The following is a 21,657-nucleotide window of genomic DNA, read 5'->3' on the forward strand; positions in this document are numbered from 1 at the left end:
GTCGCGACTGAGGCGAACCTGCTCCAACTCCAACCCAGGGCGTCCTTGTGGGACACGACGGACTAAGCCTTCCCGCTCGTCCACCCCTGAAAGCCGTTCGGTCGCCGGCCGACGCCCTTCCCATGCTTTCAGGTGAGATCAGGATACGGGCGTCTGGAAGGGTGAGGATAAGTTCGGTCGAAAAAGTTCAAGGTCCTGAAATCGCTGAACTTCAGTCTCTATCCGCCGAGCACGGAGCTCTGGCGAGGCCCATCGCCCCGCATTGCCTTGCGTCGATTCCCGTGATCGAAGGCCGGTATGGGCCAACCTCTGCCGCTCCGGATCGTCGATGAGGCCAGCCTGCTGCCGGCGGTGGACGCCGAGCGCTTCGCGCGGGAGACGGCCGGTCCCGGCGACGCGGTGAGGCTGGAGCTGCCCGCGCTGGATGGTGCGACGACCGAGGCGTTCGCCCTGGGCGGGGCGGCGCTGACGGCCTGGCCGTTCGAGCATCGTCCGCCGCCCGCGCGACCCGTTTCCCTGTGCCTGACCGGCGACGTGCTGAACCTGCCCGGCTTCGGCGCCATGGTCCTGGCCGACGGGACGACGCTGAGGGCCTCGGCGCGCGAGGCTATGGAGCGCTGGCCGGACCTTTCGGGCCTGCCCGGCKCGACGGTCGAAGACGGCGTCACCCGCCTGACGCCGCCCGACGCGGTCCCGAGGCTGGACCGCGCGGCGGTGTTCATGGCCTGGGGCGGGACCTTCAACTACGGGCACTTCGTGCTGGACTGCCTGACGTCCCTGGTGGCGCTCGACGAGCAGGGCTTGCTGGAGGCCTATCCGCCGATCGCGCCGCCCCTGGGCGCCTGGCAGCGCGACCTGATCGCCATGGCCGTGGGCAAGCCTGTCCGGGAGCTGAAGGACCAGGTCGTGCGGCTCGGCGCCGTCGTCCACGCCACCAGCATGGACCACTATCTGCACGGTCCCGGCGATCTGCTGACGCGCACCCGGGCGCGGATCCTGGCGGCGGCGCCGAAGCCCCGGACCAGCGGCCGCAGGCTCTACTTCTCGCGCCGGGGCCATTCGATGCGGGTGATGGTCAACGAGGCGGCGCTGGAGGCGGCGTTGCGGGCGCGGGGCTTCGAGATCGTCCGCCCTGAACGCCTGGACGCGGCCGAGCAGGTCCGGATGGCGCAGGAGGCGGGGATCATCGTCGGGCCGACCGGCGCGGCCATGACCAACGCCCTGTTCGCGCCGGCCGGGGCCAGGATCGTCGAGATCCAGCCGCAGAACTTCACCAGCCAGTGGGTGTGGGCGGCCAGCCGCCAGGCGGGCGCGCAATGGCGCGGCTATGTCTGCGCCTCGCCCGTCGATCCCGGCGCGGTGGCGTGGCGCCATCGCCTTCGCCGCGGCTTCCGCTTCGGCTACGAGGTCCCGCTGGACGATTTCCTGGCCTTCGTCGACGCGGCGCTCTGACGCCAAAAAGAAAAGGGACGCACGAGCTTCGTGCGTCCCTTTCGATTCTGGTCTTCCGTCGAGCCTAGTCTTCGCTGTCGCTGACCGGGGCCAGGCGCGGCGGGGCGCGCATCAGGAAGGCGGGGACGTCGTTGCCGAAGCCCACCACGCGGCGGTCGTCGTCGTCCTCGCGGCCGCGGACCGGCTGGACGCCGCGCACCGGCATCGGGGCGTTGGCGCGCGAGGGGCGCTCGGCTTCGGCGCGTTCGGGACGAGGCGCGCGCTCGGCGGCCTGGGCGGCCTCGGCGCGGGGCTGTTCGCCACGCTCGGGACGGCGATCGCGATCACGGCCGCGCTCGCGGCGGGCCGGGCGGTCGCCTTCGGTGCGTTCCGGACGCGGGGCGCGCTCAGAGGCGGGAGCGGCGACGGCCTCGACGGCGGACTGCTCGGCGACGGCGTCCTGTTCGGCGCGCGGCTGGCGACCCCGATCACGCGACGAGCCGCCACGATCGCGACGACCACGCTCGGTGGGGGCACGCTCGGCGGGAGCCTTCTCGGCCGGAGCGGCCTMGGCGGCCGCCGGGACTTCGGCTTCCACGGTCTCGACGGCGGCCTGCTCGCCGCGCGGCTTGCGGCTGCGCGACGGACGCTTGGTCAGGGCTTCGCCCGGGGCCGAGGGGATCGGCTCGCCGGCGATGGCGGCTTCCAGGTTGGCGACGGCGACGTCCGACGGCACGGTCGGGGCGCGGTTGCGATCGCGGTCGCGGCCACGCTCGCCGCCGCGCGAGCGGTCGCGATCCCGGCCGCCGCCGCGCTTGCTGTCGCCTTCGCGGCGCACGGTCACGGCGTTGGAATAGTCAAGGTCCAGCTTCTCCTCGGCCGGGGTCGAGCCGATCAGCTTGACCACCTTGTCGAAGCCCTTGTCGTCGGCCGGGGTGACCAGCATGTAGGTGATGCCGGTGCGGCCGGCGCGGCCCGTGCGGCCGAYGCGGTGCACGTAGTCGTCGGCGTGGTGCGGGACGTCGTAGTTGAAGACGTGGCTGACGGCCGGGATGTCCAGGCCGCGCGCGGCGACGTCGGAGGCCACCAGGATCTTCAGCGAGCCGTCGCGGAAGGCCGCCAGGGTCTTCATGCGCTGGCTCTGATCCAGGTCGCCGTGGATGGCGGCGGCGTCGAAGCCGTGGCTCTTCAGCGACTTGGCGACGATGTCGACTTCGGTCTTGCGATTGCAGAACACGATGCCGGTCTCGATCTGGGCCTTCTCGATCAGGGCGCGCAGCGCCAGGCGCTTGGCCTTCGGATCGGAGGAGGGGACCTTGACCAGCAGCTGGGTGATGTTGGCGTTGGTCGTGGCCGGCTTGGCGACCTCGATCCGCACCGGATCCTTCAGGAACTGCTTGGTCAGCCGGGTGATTTCCGGCGGCATGGTCGCCGAGAAGAACAGGGTCTGCTTCTTGGGCGGCGTCAGCTTGAAGATGCGCTCGATGTCGGGGATGAAGCCCATGTCCAGCATGCGGTCGGCTTCGTCGACGACCATGATCTGGACGCCGGTCATCAGCAGCTTGCCGCGCTCGAAGTGGTCGAGCAGGCGGCCCGGCGTGGCGATCAGCACGTCGACGCCGCGGTCCAGCTTCTTCTCCTGGTCGCCGAACGACACGCCGCCGATCAGCAGCGCCCATGAGAGCTTGGTGCCCTTGGCGTACTTCTCGAAGCTGGCGGCGACCTGGTCGGCCAGTTCGCGGGTCGGGGCGATGACCAGGGCGCGCGGCATGCGGGCCTTGGCGCGGCCCGAGGCCAGCTTGTCGACCATGGGCAGGGTGAAGGCGGCGGTCTTGCCGGTGCCCGTCTGGGCGATGCCCAGGACGTCCTGTCCGGCCAGGGCGACCGGGATCGCCTGGGCCTGGATCGGGGTGGCGGTGGTATAGCCGGTGTCGGCGACCGCTTGGAGGGTCGTGGGCGAGAGCCCGAGTTCGGAAAATTCTGTCATTTCACGCTGGTCTGAAGTCCGGAGCCACCCGTGTTTGGGCGAACGGGTGGCGCGGATTCGCCAAGCCTGCTCCGAAGCTGGGGATAAATAGGCTTTGGCCAGCCAAAGTCAATGTCCGGCGGTTTCCGCCGCCAGGGCCGGGCTCAGGTCGCCGCTGGGCGCAACCGCCACGCCGGCAAGGCCCAGCCACGTGGCCATGAGCCGCAGCTCGGTCGCCAGGAGGGCGGCGGTCGCGGCGTTCGCCGCCGGTTCGCGATGGGCCGACAGCACCCGCAGCAGGCCCGCCTTGCGGTCGGCCTTCAGGTCGACCCTGGCCGTGATCGCCTCGCCCTGCAGGAACGGCAGCACGTAGTAGCCATGGGTGCGCTTGTGGGCCGGGGTGTAGATCTCCAGCCGGATGCGGACGTCGAACAGGCGCTCGGCCCGTTCGCGGAACCAGATCAGGTTGTCGAACGGCGAGAGCAGGGCGTTGGCCTTGACGCTGCGCGGCCGCTTGGCGTCGGGCGCGAGGTAGGCCGGCTGGTCCCAGCCCCGGACCTCGACCGGGACCAGGTCGCCGGCCTCGACCAGTTCGGCCACGCCGCGCCGGGCGTCGGCCAGGCCCATGCGGAAATAGTCGCGCAGGTCGCGCTCGGTGGCCACGCCCATGGCGCGGGCGGCCCGGCGCAGCAGGACGCGGTGCGCCTCGGCGCGGGACGGCGTCGGGGCCGACCAGATCGCCTTGGGCAGGACCTCCTCGGGCAGGCCGTAGACCCGCTCGAAGGTCCCGCGCCGGGTGGCGGTGGTCAGCTCGCCGGCCCAGAACAGGCATTCGGTCGCCCGCTTAGCCTCGCTCCAGCCCCACCAGCCGGCCTGGCCGCGCTCGCCCAGGCCCAGCTCGCCGGCCGACAGCGGGCCGCGCTCGTGGATCGCCGCCAGGGCCTTGTCGATGAACGGGCGATGGCCGGCCAGGAACTTAGCGACATTGCTCCAGACCCCGACGCCGTTGCGGGCGTCCTCCATGCGCCAGCGCAGCAGGGGCTGCAGGTCCAGCGGCATCAGCGACGCCTCGTGGCCCCAGTATTCGAACAGCTTCGGCTTGCGGCCCCAGGCCAGGTCCTCCAGCAGCGGGCGCGGATAGGCGCCCAGGCGCGAGAACAGCGGCAGGTAGTGCGAGCGCGAGACGACGTTGACGCTGTCGATCTGCAGCAGGGCCAGGCGCTCGATCGTCGCGATCAGGTGGCGTCGGGTCGGGGCGGCGGGGCGCTTGTCGGCGAACCMCTGGGCGGCCAGGACGATGCGGCGGGCTTGCTTGTGGGACAGGGTCTCGACCATGTCCCGGAGTGAGCATGGCCTTGCGGCCGGTGACAAGCTACCGGGCCGCGCACTGCTGACGAAGGAAGTCACCATGGGCGGGCAGGGCGGCTGCGCCGTCGGCGGTGATCTTGCGCAGGTCGGCCAGGAAGTCCCGCAGCTGGTCGTCGGTGAGCTGACCGGCCATGGGGTGCCAGGCTTCCGGAACCATGCCCTGGCCGATCAGCACCTGCAGCCAGCTGGCCTCCAGGAACAGGTCGTCGGGCTCGCGGAACAGCCGGCCGTGGGTGCGGAAGAGCTCGACCTTGCGGGTCAGCTCGGCGGGGGCGGTCGCCTCGCGGCAGGCCCGCCAGAACGGCTCGGGGCGCTGGTTGGCCCAGTAGTGCAGCACCAGGAAATCGCGGATGCGCTCGTATTCCAGGTCGGTCTGGCGGTTGTATTCGTCGATGTCGCGCGGGGCGAAGCCCTTGTCCGGGAACAGGGCCAGCAGGCGCGACAGGCCGGACTGGACCAGGTGGATGCTGGTGGACTCCAGTGGTTCCATGAAGCCGCTGGCCAGGCCCAGGGCCAGGACGTTCCTGTTCCAGAACCGTTTGCGGCGGCCGGTCAGGAACTTCAGCGTCCGGGGCTCGGCCAGGGGCTCGCCCTCGAGATTGGCCATCAGTTGGGCGACGGCCTCGTCCTCGCTGACGAAGCGGCTGCAGAACACGTGGCCGTTGCCCGTGCGGTGCTGCAGCGGGATGCGCCACTGCCAGCCGGCGGGGCGAGCGATGGCCTGGGTGTAGGGACGCGGCGGACCGGCATTGGCCGTGGGCACGGCGATCGCGCGGTCGCAGGGCAGCAGGTCCGACCAGTCCTCGTAGCCGGTCCTGAGGGCCTGCTCGATCAGCAGGCCGCGGAAGCCCGAGCAGTCGATGAAGAAGTCGCCCTCGACGACCTCGCCGCTCTCCAGCGTCACCGAGGCCACGAAGCCGTCGGGTTCGCGCAGGGTCGTGTCGACGATCTTGCCCTCGGTGCGGATCACGCCCAGGCGCTCGGCGTGGGCGCGCAGGTGGCGGGCGTAGAGGATGGCGTCGAACTGGAAGGCGTAGGTCAGCGGCTCGGCCACGCCGCCGGGCCGGCGCACCGCCCGGTCGAAGCGACCGGCGAAGGCCGCCCGGGCGTTCAGCGAGTAGTCCCAGAGCGAATGCTCATCGCCCTCCGCCCGTCCCGCCAGCCAGTAGTGGTGGAAGGGGACGGCGCCCAGCGGGCGGCCGATCTCGCCGAAGGCGTGGATGTAGGCGTGGCCGGGGGCGCGCCAGCCGACGAATTCGATGCCCAGCTTGATCGTGCCCTGGGTGGCCGCGAGGAAGGCGTTCTCGTCCAGGCCCAGGAAGGCGTTGATGTTGCGGATCTGGGGGATGGTGGCCTCGCCGACCCCGACGGTGCCGATCTCCTCGGATTCCACCAGGCGGATGCGGACGCCGTCGCCCAGGGCCCGGGCCAGCACGGCCGCGCTCATCCAGCCGGCGGTGCCGCCGCCGACCACGACCACGGACTTGATCCTGTCGCCGCCCATCCCTGGTTTCCCTTCTCCGGGCACGCCTCTTCGGACGAGTCCCTATGCCTCTTTCCCCAAAAGAAAATCCCCGCCGGCGTGCAGGCGCCGGCGGGGAGTAGCAGGGGAGATGTCGTTAGAACCGGTACGAAAGGCCGACCATGTAGGTGGTGCCATACTTCTGGTAGTCGACGGTCCGCCGGGGATCGTTGTTCTCGTAGGTCTTGAACGGCTCGTCGGTGATGTTGTTGGCCTGCAGCAGCAGGGACAGGCCGTCGAGCGGACCCTCGCGGAACTCGTAGCCGATCTGGGCGTCGAGCACGGACTCGGTGTCGACGGTCCGGTAGATCCGCGCGGCGCTGAGGCCGGCCACTTCGCCCAGGAACTTGCTGCGATAGCGATTGCTGATCCGGGCGTTGAAGCCGTTGTGCTCGTAGTAGAACGTGGTGTTGACCACCTTCTTCGACAGGCCGGGCATGTCGACCGGGGCGGAGTTGTCCTCGAGCTTGACCTCGCTGTCGGTGTACGAGCCGCTGATGATCAGGCCGAAGTCGCGCAGGGGTTCAAAGAAGATGTCGCCCGTGACCGTGGCCGACAGCTCGATCCCGCGGATGTAGCCGCCCTTGCCGTTCTCCGGCCCCTTGGCCACGCCCTGGGTCGTGCCCAGCTGCGACCGCACCGCCGGCGGCAGCAGCGCCGCGAAGGCCGAGAAGTCCTCGGGATGCGAGGAGTTGGAGTTCACGAAGTTCGACAGCTTCTTGTAGTAGGCGGCGGCCGAGATGTAGGCCGAGCGGCCGAAGTATTTCTCCAGCGACAGGTCCACGCCGTCGGCGATGTAGGGCCGCAGCAGCGGGTTGCCGCCCTCGGTGCTGAAGAAGGCGTTGGACGGATCCGTCGAGGTCAGGTTCGAGAAGTTCGTGTTGAACGACTGGCTGGCGCGCATCTCGTCCATCCGGGCGCGGGCCAGGGTGCGGGCCGCGCCGAAGCGCAGGAACGTCTCGTTGCTGAGGTCGAAGGTCAGGTTCAGGCTGGGCAGGACGTAGGTGTAGGTGTCGCCGCCGTCGTTGCTGGTCGGATGGGCGGTGTCGGCGGGGTTGATCCGCGTGCCCTTCGAGAACTGGTCGGTATAGACCACCTGCAGGCCGGTGTTGCCGGTGACCGGGACCCCGCCGACCGTGCTGTCGATGCCGAACTTGACGTAGCCGATCTGGACCTTCTCCTCGACCGACCAGTTCCGCGTCTGGACGGCCGGGTTCTGGTCGGCGATCAGCGTGTAGTAGTTGTTCTTGAGCAGGTACATCGGATCGTAGGCCAGCATGGCCTTGATGCCGATCAGGTCCAGGCTGACGGTGCCGATCAGGGCTTGCTTGGGGATCGCGCGGCTGGTCGGCGCGCCGTCGGCGATGCGGCCGCCGAAGGTCAGGAAGCTCTCGTGCACTTCCTTGGACTTCTCGCGGCGGCTGGCGTTGTAGCCGAACTCGACCTTGTTGATCGGGCCCCACTCCAGGTCGCGCTTGGCCATCAGGCGGATCGCGTCCAGCTCGTCCTTGATCGCGGGCGTGTTGTAGAAGCCCGCCTGGGTCAGGGCCCCGCCGGCCGCGCCCGCGCCCCAGCCCTGGGGATCGGTCAGCACGAACAGGTTGGAGTCGGTGTAGTCTAGGATCGAGCTGAAGGTCGTGCCGGCGCCCGGGGTGGTGTGGAAGCCCAGGGTGTCGGTCGCGCCGACGCCGGACGGGCCGGTGCCCGAATAGGACTCGAAGATCACGTCGGTGCGGTCGGCGGCCGAGTAGCTGAGATCGGCGGCCAGGGTCCAGCCGTTGTCGGTGTCGTAGGCGATGTYCCAGCCGGCCGACTTCAGCTCGGTGTGGCGGGTGTTGAGGTCGTTGCGCATGACCCCCTTCACGCCGGTATAGGTGCCCTGGGTGACCAGGCCGTCCTGGACGGTGTAGCCGGGCTGCAGGGTGGCCGAGCTCCAGAACAACGGCAGCTCGATGCCGCGCAGGATCTGCTTCTCGCGGAACTTCGAATAGTAGAGGTCCAGCGAGCTGCGCAGCTTGTCGGTCGGGGCGTATTCCAGCACGCCGATGACGCCGGTGCGCTTGAGGTTGTTGGACTGCACGTACGGCTTGGCGCCGCCGATCACCAGCGGTCCGCCGGTCGAGACGTTGGGATAGCCCCACGCATTGAAGCGGCGGCTCTGGGTCGGGGTCGAGATGTCCGACACGGCGACGGCGACGCCCAGGGTGTCGTCCAGGAACTGGTCGACCCAGGTGGCGCTGAGGCGATGGCCGGTGTCCTTGGCGTCCGGGTTCAGCTTCTTCTCGCCGTTGAACTCGTAGCGGGCGTTGGCCGACAGGACCTTCTTGCCGTACTTCAGCGGACGGATGGTCTGCAGGTCGGCGGTGCCGGCCAGGCCCTGGCCGATCAGGGCGGCGTCGGGGGTCTTGTAGACCAGCACGCCGCTGAGGATTTCCGACGGATACTGGTCGAACTCGACGCCGCGGTTGTCGCCGGTCGAGACCTGCTCGCGGCCGTTCAGCAGCACGGTGTTGTAGTCGGGGCCCAGGCCGCGGATCGAGATCGACTGCGCGCGGCCGTCCAGGCGCTGGGCGGTCAGGCCGGGCAGGCGGGCCAGGGATTCGGCGATCGAGGTGTCGGGCAGCTTGCCGATGTCCTCGGCCGACACGGCCTCGACGATCGAGCTGGAGGACTTCTTCAGGGCGATTGAGTTCTGGATGCCGGCGCGGATGCCGGTGACGGTGATTTCCTCGACGGTGTCGGTGCTGGGCGCGGCCGCGTCCTGAGCGTGGGCGACGCCGGCGGTGGTCAGGAGCAGGGCCAGGCCCGTGGCCGCTCCGCTCATCAGCCGCGCTCGGCGCGGCATCGAATTGGTCGTCATTTGAGGCTCCCTCCCAATCGGCTCCCGCGGTTGCGCCGCGGTGATCCAAGCTTCGTTGTGAAAATTACTGCAAATAAACGCAACGGATTGCAACTGGAAAAATGGACAAAATGTCATCTGTGGCTTTTCGGCCCATATGAACCGCCGAAAGTCGGGAAATTCGCGTGTTTGACGGGATGATAAGGTCGATTGACAGGTTTGCGAGGTTTCTGCAAAAGATTGCAAACAATGGATCGGCGTTCTATCGACCGGTCTTCGATAAGCGGGAAGGGCGAGGGGCGTGGGCATTTCGGGGGCAGGGATGAGTCGATCGGCGGACGCCGCGTTCGCCGCTCCCGAGGTCATGGCCGCCGGATTCGCGCGGGCCGATTTCGTCTTGCCCGACCGCCTGCTCGGCGACGACGCGACCAATGATCGCGGCGGATTCGTCGATGCGCCCGCTCACACGATTTGCGTTCCGGAGGTTGGCCAGTGACGGTCGAGACCCTTTCAAAGCCGTCCGTCGACCTGGCCCTGGATCGCGACTGGTGGCGCGGCGCGGTGATCTACCAGATCTATCCGCGCAGCTTCGCCGACTCGAACGGCGACGGGGTGGGCGACCTGCCGGGCGTCACCGCCCACCTGGAGCACGTGGCCTCGCTGGGCGTGGACGCCGTCTGGCTGTCGCCGTTCTTCACCTCGCCGATGAAGGACTTCGGGTACGACGTCTCGGACTACGAGGACGTCGACCCGATCTTCGGGACCCTGGCCGACTTCGACCGCTTGATCGAGAAGGCCCACGCCCTGGGCCTGAAGGTGATCATCGACCAGGTGTTCTCGCACACCTCCGACGAGCATCCGTGGTTCAAGGCCAGCCGCCAGGACCGCACCAATCCCAAGGCCGACTGGTACGTCTGGGCCGACGCCAAGCCGGACGGTTCGCCGCCCAGCAACTGGCAGTCGGTGTTCGGCGGCCCGTCCTGGACCTGGGACGCGCGCCGGCGCCAGTACTATCTGCACAACTTCCTGTCGGCCCAGCCCGACCTCAACGTCCACAGCCCGCAGGTGCAGGACGCCCTGATCGCCGCCGCGCGGTTCTGGCTGGAGCGCGGCGTCGACGGCTTCCGCTTCGACGCGATCAATTTCGCGATGCACGACCAGGCCCTGACCGACAATCCGCCGATCCTGAGCAGCGAGGGCAAGCGCACCCGTCCGTTCGACTTCCAGCACCACTTCCACAACCAGTCGCACGAGGACATCCCGGCCTTCCTGACCCKGCTGCGCCAGCTGGGCGAGTCGTACGGCGGCCGCTTCATGGTGGCCGAGGTCGGGGGCGAACGCGCCGACAGCGAGATGAAGCTGTACACCCAGGGGCCCGACCGCCTGCACAGCGCCTACGGCTTCCTCTACCTCTACGCCGACACCCTGGCGGCCGACCTGATCCGGCAGGGGACCGCCATGTGGTCGGGCGAAGAAGGCCAGGGCTGGCCGTCCTGGACCTTCTCGAACCACGACGCGCCGCGCGCGGTGTCGCGCTGGGCCCGGGGGCGCGACCCCAAGGCCTTCGCCGACATGTCGCTGCTGCTGCTGGTCAGCTTGCGCGGCAACGTCTTCATCTACCAGGGCGAGGAACTGGGCCTGCCCCAGGCCGATGTGCCCTACGACCGGCTGCAGGACCCCGAGGCGATCGCCAACTGGCCCGAGACCCTGGGTCGGGACGGCGCCCGCACGCCGATGCCCTGGGTGGCCGTGGCCGCCCATACGGGCTTCTCCAAGGTCGAGCCCTGGCTGCCGATCGATCCGTCGCACATCGACCTGGCCGTCGACCGCCAGGAGCGCGATGGCGACTCCACCCTGAACCTGACCCGCCGCGTGGTCGCCCTGCGCCGTCGGCTGCCCGGCCTGCGGACGGGCGGCATGACCCTGGTCGAGGCGCCCGAGCCGCTGCTGGTCTTCCTGCGGGGCGAGGGCGCGGACCAGGTGCTGTGCGCCTTCAACCTGGGTTTCGAGGCCGTGGTCTGGGACCTGCCGGCCGGCTGGACGATCGTCGACAGCGTCAACCTAGCCGGGGAGGGCGCGCTGCCGGCGATGGCGGGGCTGGTGGCGCGGAAGGCCTAGGCCCTAGCGCCGCCGTCCGCCGCCGCGCATTCCGCCCATGTGGCCGCCGAAGCCGCCGCCATAGGCTCCCCGGTCGAAGGAGGGGCGGCTGGCCGCCGAGCGTTCGAAGCCGGAGCTGGCGCCGCGGTCGCGTTCGAAACCTCGGTCGCGGCTGACCCGCTCGCGGTCCAGCGACGGGTCGGGGCGGTCGGTCTTCGCGAACTTGCCGTCCTTGCCGACCTGTTCCCAGCCGTCCTCGCCGTGCTTGTACACGTTGCCGTCCTTGCCGGCGTAGACGTTGCCGTTGACGTCGACGACGCCGCCCTTGGAGATGTCGCCGGTGTCGCGATCGTAGTGGATGTAGCCCGCGCCCTTGGCCTCGCCGCCGCCGGGGCCCTGGGTGTTGAACCCGCCGATCGCGCCGGCGCCTTCCTGGCCGCGACCGGCGACGCCGGCCTGGTTGGTCACCCGGCCGGTMTCGGTGTTGACCACGGTGCGCGAGCCGCCGGCCACGCCTTCGCCGGTATAGATGTTCGAGATCGAACCGCCCTGGCCCGCCACGACCCGTCCGGTCTGGGGATTGTAGCGCACGCCGCCGGCCGCCGCGGTCGAGTTGCCGGTATAGATGTTGGTGTTGCGGCCGGCGTAGCCGTAGCCCCGTCCACCGGTGCGGGTGTTGTAGTAGCCGCCTTGCCCGGCCCGGCCGTAGTTGCCGGTCCAGGGATTGGCCCAGGCCGCGCCGGTGCCGGCCACCACGCTGTTGCCCCAGCGGCCGTAGACGTTGCCCGCCACCACGCCGCCGATCGGATAGTAGCCCGGATAGTAGGGATACCAGGGGCCCCACCACGGATCGTACCAGGGATCGTACCAGCCCCAGCCGAAGGCCAGCGCCCATCCCATGGCCGCGCCGTAGCCGAACGCCGCGCCGTAGCCGTAGGGGGTGGGACAGCCGTACCACTCGGTCCCGACCCAGCTGTCGCAGGGATAGCCCGAGCCGTAGACCACCACGCCGTTGCTGACGACCGTGCCGTAGTAGCCGGGCGTGTAGCCGACATAGATCTCGTCGCCGTCGGTCCCGTAGATCGTGACATAGGTCACGTAGTGCAGGGGCGAGTTGCTGGGGATCTTGTAGATTTCGGGCGGCACCTGGGTGGCGGCGGCCCACGGTCCCCGGGGCGCGGAAGCGGTGAACCAGACGCCGTTCTCCAGGGCGTAGTAGCCGGCAGATCCGGCGTTGATCACCGGGGCGCTGGAGTTGATGGCGTAGCTCAACCCCGTGCCCTGGATCGGCTTGAACTTCGGCTCGCCGTCATAGAGGGCGTCGAAGCGGGCTTCGGTGCGGTTGACGGTCGCCGTCTGCGGGACGGCGTTGGCCACCAGCGACTCCCGCGCCTCGGGCGTGCCGGGGATCGAGGCCAGGACCGCGCCCTTGGGACCGTCGCTGGGGATCTTGGCGAAGTCGGCGGGCAGGGTCTTGGGATCGACCCAGCGCCAGGGCCCCTTCGACGAGGGGGCGGTGAACCAGCGCCCGGCGATCAGCACGTACCAGCCGCCCGCGCCGTCGATCAGCACGTCGGCCGGGGTGTTGGACACGAACTTCAGGGACGTGCCGGGGATCGACACGAAGGCGGGATCGCCCTCGACGCTGATCAGTTCGGCGGGGTGGGTTCGGACCAGGATCGTCGCCTTGGGCTGGGTGGCGGCCGGATCGGCCTGCCGGTCGGCCTGGGCCGGCGGCGGCTTGGCCGGTCCCAGCTTGGCGGCGGCCTGGGTCACGGCCGCCGGCGGCTTGGCGACGAGGGTCCAGGGGCCGTCCAGCGCGGTCGCCGTCGCCCACTTGCCATCGCGCGTCAGGTAGAACGCATTCTGGCTCTTCAACAGCACGGCGCGGGTGTTGATCACCCGTTCGACGCCGGCGACGCCCGAGGGCTTGAGCACCGGCTGGCCGTCGATCAGCACCAGCAGGGTCGGGGTGAAAGCGAACAGGATCTCGGGCGGGGCGTTGTCGACCGGCTGCGAGACCTCCGGGGACCGCCCGGCCTCGGTCAGGGCCAGCGAGGCCTCCAACTGGTTCAGGCTGGCCACCAGGCTGGTGGTCGGCGCCACCTTGCGCGCCAGGGCCAGGTAGCGCGCCTCCTGGTCCTTGGCCGCCGGGAAGCTGGCGCGGTCGATGGTCAGCCGGTCCAGCACCACCTCGCGCGCTTCCTTGTCGGTCTCGGTGCGGGCGGTCAGCCAGAGGACGCCGTAGTCCTGCTGGGCGACGGCCTTGCCGGAAGCGTCCTTGGTCTCGGCGGTCTTCACCGCCATGACGGCCCGGGCCTTCAGGGTGTCGCCCTCCCAGGAGTCGACCTCGGGGCGATAGAGCGAGAACGACACGCCGTCGACCTGGTAGGACCGGGGCCAGGGGCGGGCGTCGATGGTCTTGGCGGCGGTGGTCGCGGCCGGCTCGGCCGCCAAGGCCGTGTCCAGGGGCCACGCGCCGCCGGACAGTCCGGCCAGACCCACCGGCGCCGTCATCGACAGCGCCAGTCCCATCGCCAATAAGGTCTTCACGGCCGCCTCGCTCGAGTTTCCCGGACCGGCCGGGGCGGCGCGATCGTCGGGTGAGCCGGCATTTTCCCTCGCGAACGGAGGGGCTCCATAGGGTCATCGCCTCAGGCTGGACCCCGCAAATCGCCTAGCTGTGTGAAGGGCTCAGCCGCCGCAGGATTCGCGGATGATCAGGTCCGTGGGCACCCGCTCCGAGCGGCTGGCGCCCTGGCCGCTGGCGTCCAGCAGCTTGGACACCATCAGCCGGCCCGCCTTGGCGGTGTCCTGCGAGATGGTGCTGAGCGCCGGGCGCGAATAGCGGGCGAAGGGCACGTCGTCATAGCCGATCACCGAGACGTCGCCGGGGATCGACATCCCCGCGTGCTGCAGGGCGCGGATGGCCCCGAGGGCGATCAGGTCCGAGGCGGCGACCACCCCGTMGAACTTCACGCCGCGTTGGATCAGGGAGTCGACGCTGGCCTCGGCGGACTCGACCTCGAAATGGGCYGGCACGATCAGCTCCGGATCGACGCCAAGGCCGAACTGCTCGACCGCGTCCAGATAGCCGCGATGGCGCTGCATGGCCTCGGGGGCCTCGGTGTCGCCCAGGAAGACGATGCGCTTGCGGCCCAGGCGCGCCAGGTGCAGCGTCGCGCGCTTGGCGCCCAAGGGGTTGTCCGAGCCCACCGAGCAATAGGCCTGGTCGGGCAGCTGCGCGCCCCAGACCACGAAGCGCCCTTCGGTCTCGGCCAGGCGGTTGAAGGCGGTGTGCAGCCAGCTCTGGCCCAGGAAGATCACGCCGTCGGCCCGGCTGGTGGTCATGGCCACCGACAGGTCCTCGAAACTGGTCGGGGCCACGTGGCTGATCACCAGGTCGCAGCCCCGCTCCCGCGCGGCCTCGCCGACCCCGGCCAGCAGCTCCAGGAAGAACGGGTCCGACAGCCGGCCCTCGCGGCCCTGCGGGCGGGGGACGACGATGGCGATGGTGCCTTCCGCGCCGATCGGGCCGGCGGGCATGTAGCGGCGGAACGGATAGTCCATCTCGCGCGCCAGCTTCCAGATCAGCTGCTTGGTGCGCGTGTTGACGGCCGGGCTGTCGTTCAGCGCCCGCGAGGCGGTGGAGATCGATACGCCGGCCAGCCTGGCCAGGTCTTCAAGCCGCGTCGCGCCCTTGGTCACTGTTTCCGCCCCGTCTTCAAAGTCGCTGCAAATTTTGCCGCAAATCTTTTCAGACCTTTGTTAAGGCGCCGTGGCCATGATTTTCAAGCGCCATGGACGGGGCGGCGACGCCTTCGTGCGCGCGGCCTTGAAAATTTATGCAATCTTCTGCCGCGCGGCGCGCTTGAGGCAAGGGCTTCGTGAGCAGCAGGCTTCATCGGCTCTGTTGATTGTTGCCGAGTTATGCCCGCAAAATTTGGAGAATCCCGTTGCCAGCCGGAGCGGCGCATGCACAAATGCGGCCTCACAAAGCGCTGAAAAAATTTGCGCAAAGCTCCGGTCCAACGGGGCGGGGAAGGGGAGCGATGGCGACCAAGGCTCGGCTGAATTTCTTCCAGATCTGGAACATGTGCTTCGGGTTCTTCGGGATCCAGATCGGCTTCGGCCTGCAGAACGCCAACACCTCGCGCATCTTCCAGAGCCTCGGCGTCGAGGTGAACCACCTGGCGATCCTGTGGATCGCCGCCCCGGCCACCGGCCTCCTGGTGCAGCCGATCATCGGCTATCTCAGCGACAAGACCTGGGGACGCCTGGGGCGTCGCCGTCCGTACTTCCTGTGGGGCGCGATCCTGACCAGCGCCGCCCTGGTGGTCATGCCCAACGCCCCGGCCTTGTGGATCGCCGCCGCCGCCCTGTGGGTGATGGACGCCTCGATCAACATCACCATGGAGCCGTTCCGGGCCTTCGTCGGCGACAACCTGCCCGACGAACAGCGCGCCTCGGGCTACGCCATGCAGAGCTTCTTCATCGGCGTCGGCGCGGTCCTGGCCTCGGCCCTGCCGTGGATGCTGACCCACTGGTTCTCGGTCAGCAACGTGGCCGAGAACGGCGGCGTGCCGCCGTCGGTGCACATCGCCTTCTACGCCGGCGCGGCGGGCCTGCTGCTGGCGGTGCTGTGGACGGTGTTCACCACCCGCGAATACAGCCCCGACCAATTGGCCGCCTTCGAGGCGTCAGACCCCGCGCGCAAGGCCGCCACGGACGCCGACGCCCCGACCCGCACGGTCCGCGCCTACATGCTCGGCGGCCTGGCCTGGACCGTGGCCGGCCTGCTGCTGGCCGCCGCGATCTTCGCGACGCGGCTGGAGAAGGAAGTCTACGTCCTGGCCGGCATGGTCGGCCTGTTCGGCCTGGCGCAACTGGTCGCCGGCCTGCTGCGGCAGGGCGGGCGGACCGCCAACGGCTTCTCGGAGGTGGTCGAGGACCTGTTCCGCATGCCCGCCACCATGAAGCAGCTGGCGGTGGTCCAGTTCTTCTCGTGGTTCGGCCTGTTCGCCATGTGGATCTACACCACCCCGGCCGTCGCCGCCTTCCACTACCACGCCGCCGACACCGCCTCGCGGGCCTATAACGACGGCGCCGACTGGGTGGGGGTGCTGTTCGCCATCTACAACGGCGTGGCGGCCCTGGCGGCCCTGGTGATCCCGATCATCGCCCGCGCAGTCGGCCGCAAGGCCAGCCACGCGCTGTGCCTGTGCCTGGGCGGCCTGGGCCTGGCGGCGTTCCCGCTGATCCGCGACCCGGGCCTGCTGTGGCTTCCGATGATCGGCGTCGGCTTCGCCTGGTCGTCGATCCTGTCGGCCCCGTACTCGATCCTGTCGGGCGCGCTGCCGGCGCGGAAGATGGGCGTCTACATGGGCATCTTCAATTTCTTCATCGTCATCCCGCAGCTGCTGGCCGCKACCATCCTGGGCCTGCTGCTCAGGACGTTCTTCGGCGGCGAGGCGATCTGGGCCCTGGTCCTGGGCGCGGGCGGGATGCTGGCCGCCGCGGCCTGCGTGTTCCTGGTCCGCGACGTCGGCGAGCCAAAGGCCGCGCCGGCCGCCGCGCCGGCCCCCGAAGTCCTGTCAAAAGCTTGAATCGCGTCTCATCGACGCCGTCATTTCACGAGGTAGTTCCATGCGTTGCCTGAAGATGCTCGCGCCCGCTTCGACATCCGTCGTCTTGGGCGCCGTCGCCCTGGGCGCGGCCGCCCACGCCGAGACCCCGACCACCTGGGCCTACGCCGCCAAGACCGGCGTCGGCGCGTCCTACGAGGCCTATGTCGACGGCGCCTACAAGGACGGCGGCCCGACCGGCGCGGTGTCGAAGGTGTGGTTCTCGATCGCCGACGGGACCCTGACCGAGACCATGTACGGCCTGATCCACGAAGCCCAGATCAAGCAGCTGCGCTTTGCCGTGCGCTTCTCGCGCGGGATCGCGATCGAGGGACCGGACACCACGACGAAGACGGAGTATCTCCACGTCGATGCGGCGGGACGTCCCTTGTCGCCGGCCTACAAGGTCACCACGACGCACAAGGGCGGCGCGTTCGAGATCGAGAAGCGGATCTTCACCGATCCCGATCGCCAGGCGCTGTTCGTTCGCGTCACCTTCCGGGCCCTGAAGGGACCGATCACGCCCTATCTGCTGCTCGAGCCGCATATGGCCAATACCGGCGGCGACGACGCCGGGACGGCCAGCAGCACAGCCCTGACCGCGAACGAGAAGGATGTGTTCCTGGCCCTGAAGGGGTCGCAACCGTTCAGCGCGGCCAGCGTGGGCTTCCTGGGCAAGACGGACGGGCTCACCGACCTGGCCGCCGACGGTCAGTTGAACGACCTCCATGCCGACACCGGGAATGTCCGTGGCGCGATCATGCTCACGGGTCGCGTCGCCGAGATCAAGGACGGTGAAGTGACGGTGGACTACGCCATCGGTTTCGGCCCCAACGCCGCCGCCGCCGACCAGGCAGCCTCGGCCACGCTGAAGACCGGGTATGACGAGGTGCTGGCCCGCTACAACGGCGAGGGCGACCGCGTGGGCTGGGAGGACTATCTGGCTTCGCTGAGCGAGTTGCCGCGCCTGCGCGAGGCCTCGGAGGACGGCGGCAAGCTGGTCCAGGCCAGCGCTCTGATGCTGAAGGTGCAGGAGGACCGCACCTATGCCGGCGCCCTGATCGCCTCGCTGTCCAATCCGTGGGGTGACACGGTCGACGCCTCCAAGCCCTCGACGGGCTACAAGGCCGTGTGGCCGCGCGACTTCTACCAGTGCGCCATGGCCCTGGCGGCGTTGGGCGACAAGCAGACGCCGCTGGCCGCGTTCCACTATCTGCCGCAGGTGCAGGTCAAGGCGACCACCCCGGGCAATACCGGCGTCGGCGGCTGGTTCCTGCAGAAGACCTGGGTGGACGGCACCACCGAATGGGTCGGCGTCCAGCTGGACCAGACGGCCATGCCGATCATGCTGGGCTGGAAGCTGTGGAAGCTGGGCTGGCTGTCCGAGGCCGACCTCAAGACCTACTACGGCAAGATGATCAAGCCGGCGGCCGACTTCCTGGTCGACGGCGGCAAGGTCGGGATCGGCTGGAACCACGAGACGATCACGCCGCCGTTCACCCAGCAGGAGCGCTGGGAAGAACAGGGCGGCTATTCGCCTTCGACCACCGCGGCGACCATCGCCGGCCTGGTGACGGCGGGCGACATCGCCGAACTGGCGGGCGACGCGACCGGCGCGGCCCGATACCGCGCCACGGCCGACGCCTATTCGGCCAAGGTCGAGGCGCGGATGGTCACCACCAAGGGACCGTTCGGCGACGGGACCTACTACGTCCGCCTGAACCAGAACGAGGACCCCAACGACCACGCCCCGATCGGCGCCGCCAACGGCCAGATCGCCCCGCCGAAGGATCAGGTGGTCGACGGCGGCTTCCTGGAGCTGGTCCGCTACGGCGTGCGCCGGGCCGACGACAAGGCGATCGTCGGCAGCTTGCCGGAGTTGGACGACACCAGCCGGGCGGACCTCTACCGCGTGCGCTACGACTTCACGTTCCCGGGCGTCGAGGGCGAGTTCCCGGGCTGGCGGCGCTACGACGTCGACGGCTATGGCGAGGACGCCCAGACCGGCGCCAACTACGGCGTCGGCGGCAAGATGAGCCCCGGCCAGCGCGGCCGGGTCTGGCCGATCTTCACCGGCGAGCGCGGTCATTACGAGCTGGCCCTGGCCAGCCTGAACGGCAAGCCCGACGCCGCCGCGATCCGCAAGATCCGCGACCGCTACGTCAAGGCCATGGAGCTGTTCGCCAATGACGGCCTGCTGATCCCCGAGCAGGTGTGGGACGGCATCGGGCCTAATCCGCACGGCTACGCGCGCGGCGAGGGCACGGACTCGGCCACGCCCCTGGCCTGGTCGCACGCCGAATACGTCAAGCTGCTGCGCTCGGTCAGCGACGGCCGGGTGTGGGATCGCTACGAGCCGGTGGCGGCGCGCTACGCGAGGTAGAACGGTTAAGCTTCGTCCATGCTTGCGAAATCCGGCGCGGACGAAAGCTTCACTTTTGAAGCTTCACCTTAAGGGCAGCTCGAACAGCGCGCCCTCGAAGGCGTCGGCGCCGCGGCCGATCTCGGCGACGGCGGCCGACATCCGGCCGCCTCGGCCCAGCGCCGCGTCGGCCAGGCTCACCATCAGCGGATTGGGCGTGGCGTAGGGCGCGGCGGCGCGCAGGGCCTGGGCGATGTCGCGCTCGGCGCGGTCGGGTCCGCGCTGGCAGGCGACGATGAAGGCGGCCGCCGTCGAGCGGCTGACCCCGGCCCAGCAGTGCACCAGCATCGGCCGCGCGGCGTCCCAGCCGGCGGCGAAGTCCAGCAGCCGCGCGACCAGGTCCGCGTCGGGGGCGGTGAAGCCTTCGCGCGGCTCGGCGATGTCGTGGAAGGCCAGGCGAAGGTGGGAGCCGCCGTGGTCCGACGTCGGCCAGACGGCCTCTCCGGTCGGCGACAACAGGCTGACCAGGTGCGAGGGGCGATGCAGGGCCCGCGCCGTCTCGACCTGGCTGAGCGGGCAGACGAACAGAGTCATCGCGTCGCCATCAGGGCTGAGACGCCCAGCATAACACCAAGCTCGCAGGCCTGTTCTATCCCGCCCAGCACGTCGCCGGTGTGGCCGCCGATCAGCCGCCGGGCCGTCAGGGCCAGGACAGCCGCCAGGACGGCGCCGACGGCCGCGCCCGCCAGGCCCGTCCAGCCCAGCAGCGCCAGGGGCCACAGTCCGAGCAGGGCGGCGATGAGCAGCTCGTAGGGCCGCACGCCGTCGGGGGCGGGCTTGTACTTGGCGTCGTCGCGGTCGCTGACATGGCGGCCCAGCACCATGACCGCCACGGCGGCGACCCGGCCCGCGCCATGGGCGGCGACCAGAGCCAGGGCGGCGGTCGCCAGGGGCAGGGTCGCCAGGGCGGCGACCTTGATGGCCAGGGTCAGGCCCAGGGCCAGGACGCCGTAGGTCCCGACCCGGCTGTCCTTCATGATCTCCAGCCGGCGGGCCGGGGTCTGGCCGCCGCCCAGGCCGTCGGCGGTGTCGGCCAGGCCGTCCTCATGGAAGCCGCCGGTGACCAGCACCCCCGCCGCCACGGCCAGCAGGGCGGGCAGCAGGCCGCTCCACAGCTGTCCCGCCGCCAGCAGCACCCCGGCGCTGATCGCGCCGACGATCAGCCCGACCACCGGATAGTAGCGGGCGGCGCGGGTGATCCAGTCCGGCTGGAAGTCGGCGAACGACGGGGCCGGCAGCCGGGTCAGGAACTGCAGGGCGCAGAAGAACAGCTTCAGCTGGCGCGGCATCAATCGGGGGCGGCCCATCAATCGGGAGCGGCCAAGACGTCGGCCAGGGCGGCGACGTCGGTCAGCAGGTTGGCGGCCGCCACCAGCAGCGGGGCGGCCAGGGCCGCGCCGGTGCCTTCGCCCAGCCGCAGATCCAGGTCCAGCAGCGGCCGCACGCCCAGGGTGCGCAGCATCAGCGGGTGGCCGCGCTCGGCCGAGCCGTGGGCGAACACGCAATAGTCCAGGGTCGCGGGGACCAGGCGGATGGCGGCCAGGGCGGCGGCGGTGCTGATGAAGCCGTCGACCAGGACCACCCTCCGCATCGAGGCCGCGCCGAGCACGGCGCCGGCCATCATGGCGATCTCGCAGCCGCCGAACTGGGCCAGGACGTCCAGCGGCTGGGTCGCGTCGGAGCGCCAGGCGGCGCGGGCGATGCCGGCCTGCTTGCGCGCCAGGCCGGCGGCGTCGTGGCCCGTGCCCTGGCCGACGCAGACCTCGAGCGGCGCATTGGCCAGGCGGTGCATGATCAGGGCGGCGGACGAGCTGTTGCCGATGCCCATCTCGCCCAGGGCGATGACGTCGGCGCCCCCCTTTTGACCGTTGGCGGCGGCGGCCGAGCGGGCGATGTCGGCGCCCTTGACGAGGGCGGCCAGCACCTMGTCCGGCGTCAGGGCCGGTTCGCGGGCGGCGTTGCGGGTCCCGCGCCGGATCTTGGCGGCGATCAGCTCGGGGTGGTCGGGCAGGTCGGCGTCGACCCCGGCGTCCACCACCCGGACCTCGACGCCCGTGGCCCGCGCCAGGGCGCCGACGCTGGACCGGCCGGACAGGAACAGCCCGACCATGGCGGCCGTGACGCTGGACGGATAGGCCGAGACGCCCTCGGCGGTCAGGCCGTGGTCGCCGGCGAAGACATAGAGGTCGGTGCGGGCGATGCGCGGGTCCAGCCGGTTCTGGATCAGGCCGATGCGCACGGCCAKGTCCTCCAGCCGTCCCAGCGATCCGGGCGGCTTGGCCTTGCCGTCCAGCAGGGCGCGCAGGGCCGGTTCGAGGGCGGCGTCGACCGGGGTGATGGCGGCGGTGAGGGCGGAAAGCGTGGTCATGACAGGATCTTGGATAGCCG

General features: G+C 70.0%; 14 protein-coding genes. 5 read left to right on the forward strand and 9 right to left on the reverse strand.

From position 1 onward, the window contains the following. Positions 1–297 precede the first annotated feature (297 nt). The gene (locus tag AC1U89_RS13915; RefSeq protein ID WP_479900285.1) at positions 298–1,452 is read left to right on the forward strand and encodes a glycosyltransferase family 61 protein; all 1,155 of its coding nucleotides are present in this window, start codon (positions 298–300) and stop codon (positions 1,450–1,452) included. A gap of 64 nt (positions 1,453–1,516) precedes the next feature. Here the strand turns inward: AC1U89_RS13915 and AC1U89_RS13920 are convergent, their stop codons facing one another. From AC1U89_RS13920 to AC1U89_RS13935, 4 genes are all read right to left on the reverse strand, one after another. Further along, complete coding sequence (locus AC1U89_RS13920) at positions 1,517–3,418, reverse strand: DEAD/DEAH box helicase (protein WP_479900286.1); 1,902 nt, start codon at positions 3,416–3,418, stop codon at positions 1,517–1,519. A gap of 108 nt (positions 3,419–3,526) precedes the next feature. After that, positions 3,527–4,732 carry a winged helix-turn-helix domain-containing protein gene (locus tag AC1U89_RS13925; protein ID WP_479900287.1) on the reverse strand — a complete coding sequence of 402 codons (1,206 nt, stop codon included), beginning with the start codon at positions 4,730–4,732 and terminating at the stop codon, positions 3,527–3,529. A 37-nt stretch (positions 4,733–4,769) separates the two neighbouring features. Beyond that, positions 4,770–6,269, reverse strand: a complete 1,500-nt coding sequence (locus AC1U89_RS13930; protein WP_479900288.1) for a tryptophan halogenase family protein — start codon at positions 6,267–6,269, stop codon at positions 4,770–4,772. Between the two features lie 115 nt (positions 6,270–6,384). Beyond that, the gene (locus AC1U89_RS13935) at positions 6,385–9,147 is read right to left on the reverse strand and encodes a TonB-dependent receptor (RefSeq protein ID WP_479900289.1); all 2,763 of its coding nucleotides are present in this window, start codon (positions 9,145–9,147) and stop codon (positions 6,385–6,387) included. 301 nt (positions 9,148–9,448) lie between these two features. Between AC1U89_RS13935 and AC1U89_RS13940 the strand changes: the two genes are divergently transcribed. Together AC1U89_RS13940 and AC1U89_RS13945 are read left to right on the forward strand one after the other, a co-directional pair. Next, positions 9,449–9,622 (forward strand): hypothetical protein, encoded by a 174-nt coding sequence (locus AC1U89_RS13940; RefSeq protein ID WP_479900290.1) that lies wholly within the window; start codon positions 9,449–9,451, stop codon positions 9,620–9,622. Next, positions 9,619–11,244, forward strand: coding sequence for an alpha-glucosidase (locus tag AC1U89_RS13945; protein ID WP_479900291.1), 1,626 nt, complete (start codon positions 9,619–9,621; stop codon positions 11,242–11,244). The genes AC1U89_RS13940 and AC1U89_RS13945 overlap by 4 nt, the downstream gene beginning before the upstream one ends. 3 nt (positions 11,245–11,247) lie before the next feature. Here AC1U89_RS13945 and AC1U89_RS13950 read toward each other — a convergent pair whose 3' ends face one another. Then, on the reverse strand, positions 11,248–13,776 hold the full coding sequence (locus AC1U89_RS13950; protein WP_479900292.1) for a hypothetical protein: 2,529 nt from the start codon (positions 13,774–13,776) through the stop codon (positions 11,248–11,250). 141 nt (positions 13,777–13,917) lie between these two features. Next, complete coding sequence (locus AC1U89_RS13955) at positions 13,918–14,976, reverse strand: LacI family DNA-binding transcriptional regulator (protein WP_479900422.1); 1,059 nt, start codon at positions 14,974–14,976, stop codon at positions 13,918–13,920. 299 nt (positions 14,977–15,275) lie between these two features. Here AC1U89_RS13955 and AC1U89_RS13960 point away from each other — a divergent pair, with 299 nt between their 5' ends. Then, positions 15,276–16,829 (forward strand): MFS transporter, encoded by a 1,554-nt coding sequence (locus AC1U89_RS13960; protein ID WP_479900293.1) that lies wholly within the window; start codon positions 15,276–15,278, stop codon positions 16,827–16,829. A gap of 40 nt (positions 16,830–16,869) precedes the next feature. Continuing rightward, complete coding sequence (locus tag AC1U89_RS13965; protein WP_479900294.1) at positions 16,870–19,230, forward strand: glucan 1,4-alpha-glucosidase; 2,361 nt, start codon at positions 16,870–16,872, stop codon at positions 19,228–19,230. 63 nt (positions 19,231–19,293) lie between these two features. On the opposite strand, the gene AC1U89_RS13970 is transcribed toward AC1U89_RS13965, so the two are convergent. The 3 genes from AC1U89_RS13970 to cobT are packed head-to-tail and all read right to left on the reverse strand — an operon-like array spanning position 19,294 to position 21,637. Beyond that, positions 19,294–19,803, reverse strand: coding sequence for a tyrosine phosphatase family protein (locus tag AC1U89_RS13970; RefSeq protein ID WP_479900295.1), 510 nt, complete (start codon positions 19,801–19,803; stop codon positions 19,294–19,296). Then, positions 19,800–20,558, reverse strand: coding sequence for an adenosylcobinamide-GDP ribazoletransferase (cobS, locus tag AC1U89_RS13975; protein WP_479900296.1), 759 nt, complete (start codon positions 20,556–20,558; stop codon positions 19,800–19,802). Before cobS ends, AC1U89_RS13970 begins: the two co-directional genes overlap by 4 nt. A gap of 17 nt (positions 20,559–20,575) precedes the next feature. Beyond that, entirely contained in the window at positions 20,576–21,637 is a 1,062-nt protein-coding gene (gene cobT / locus AC1U89_RS13980) for a nicotinate-nucleotide--dimethylbenzimidazole phosphoribosyltransferase (RefSeq protein ID WP_479900297.1), read from the reverse strand. Positions 21,638–21,657: the final 20 nt, after the last annotated feature.

The organism is Caulobacter sp. 05T431, assembly GCF_056665975.1.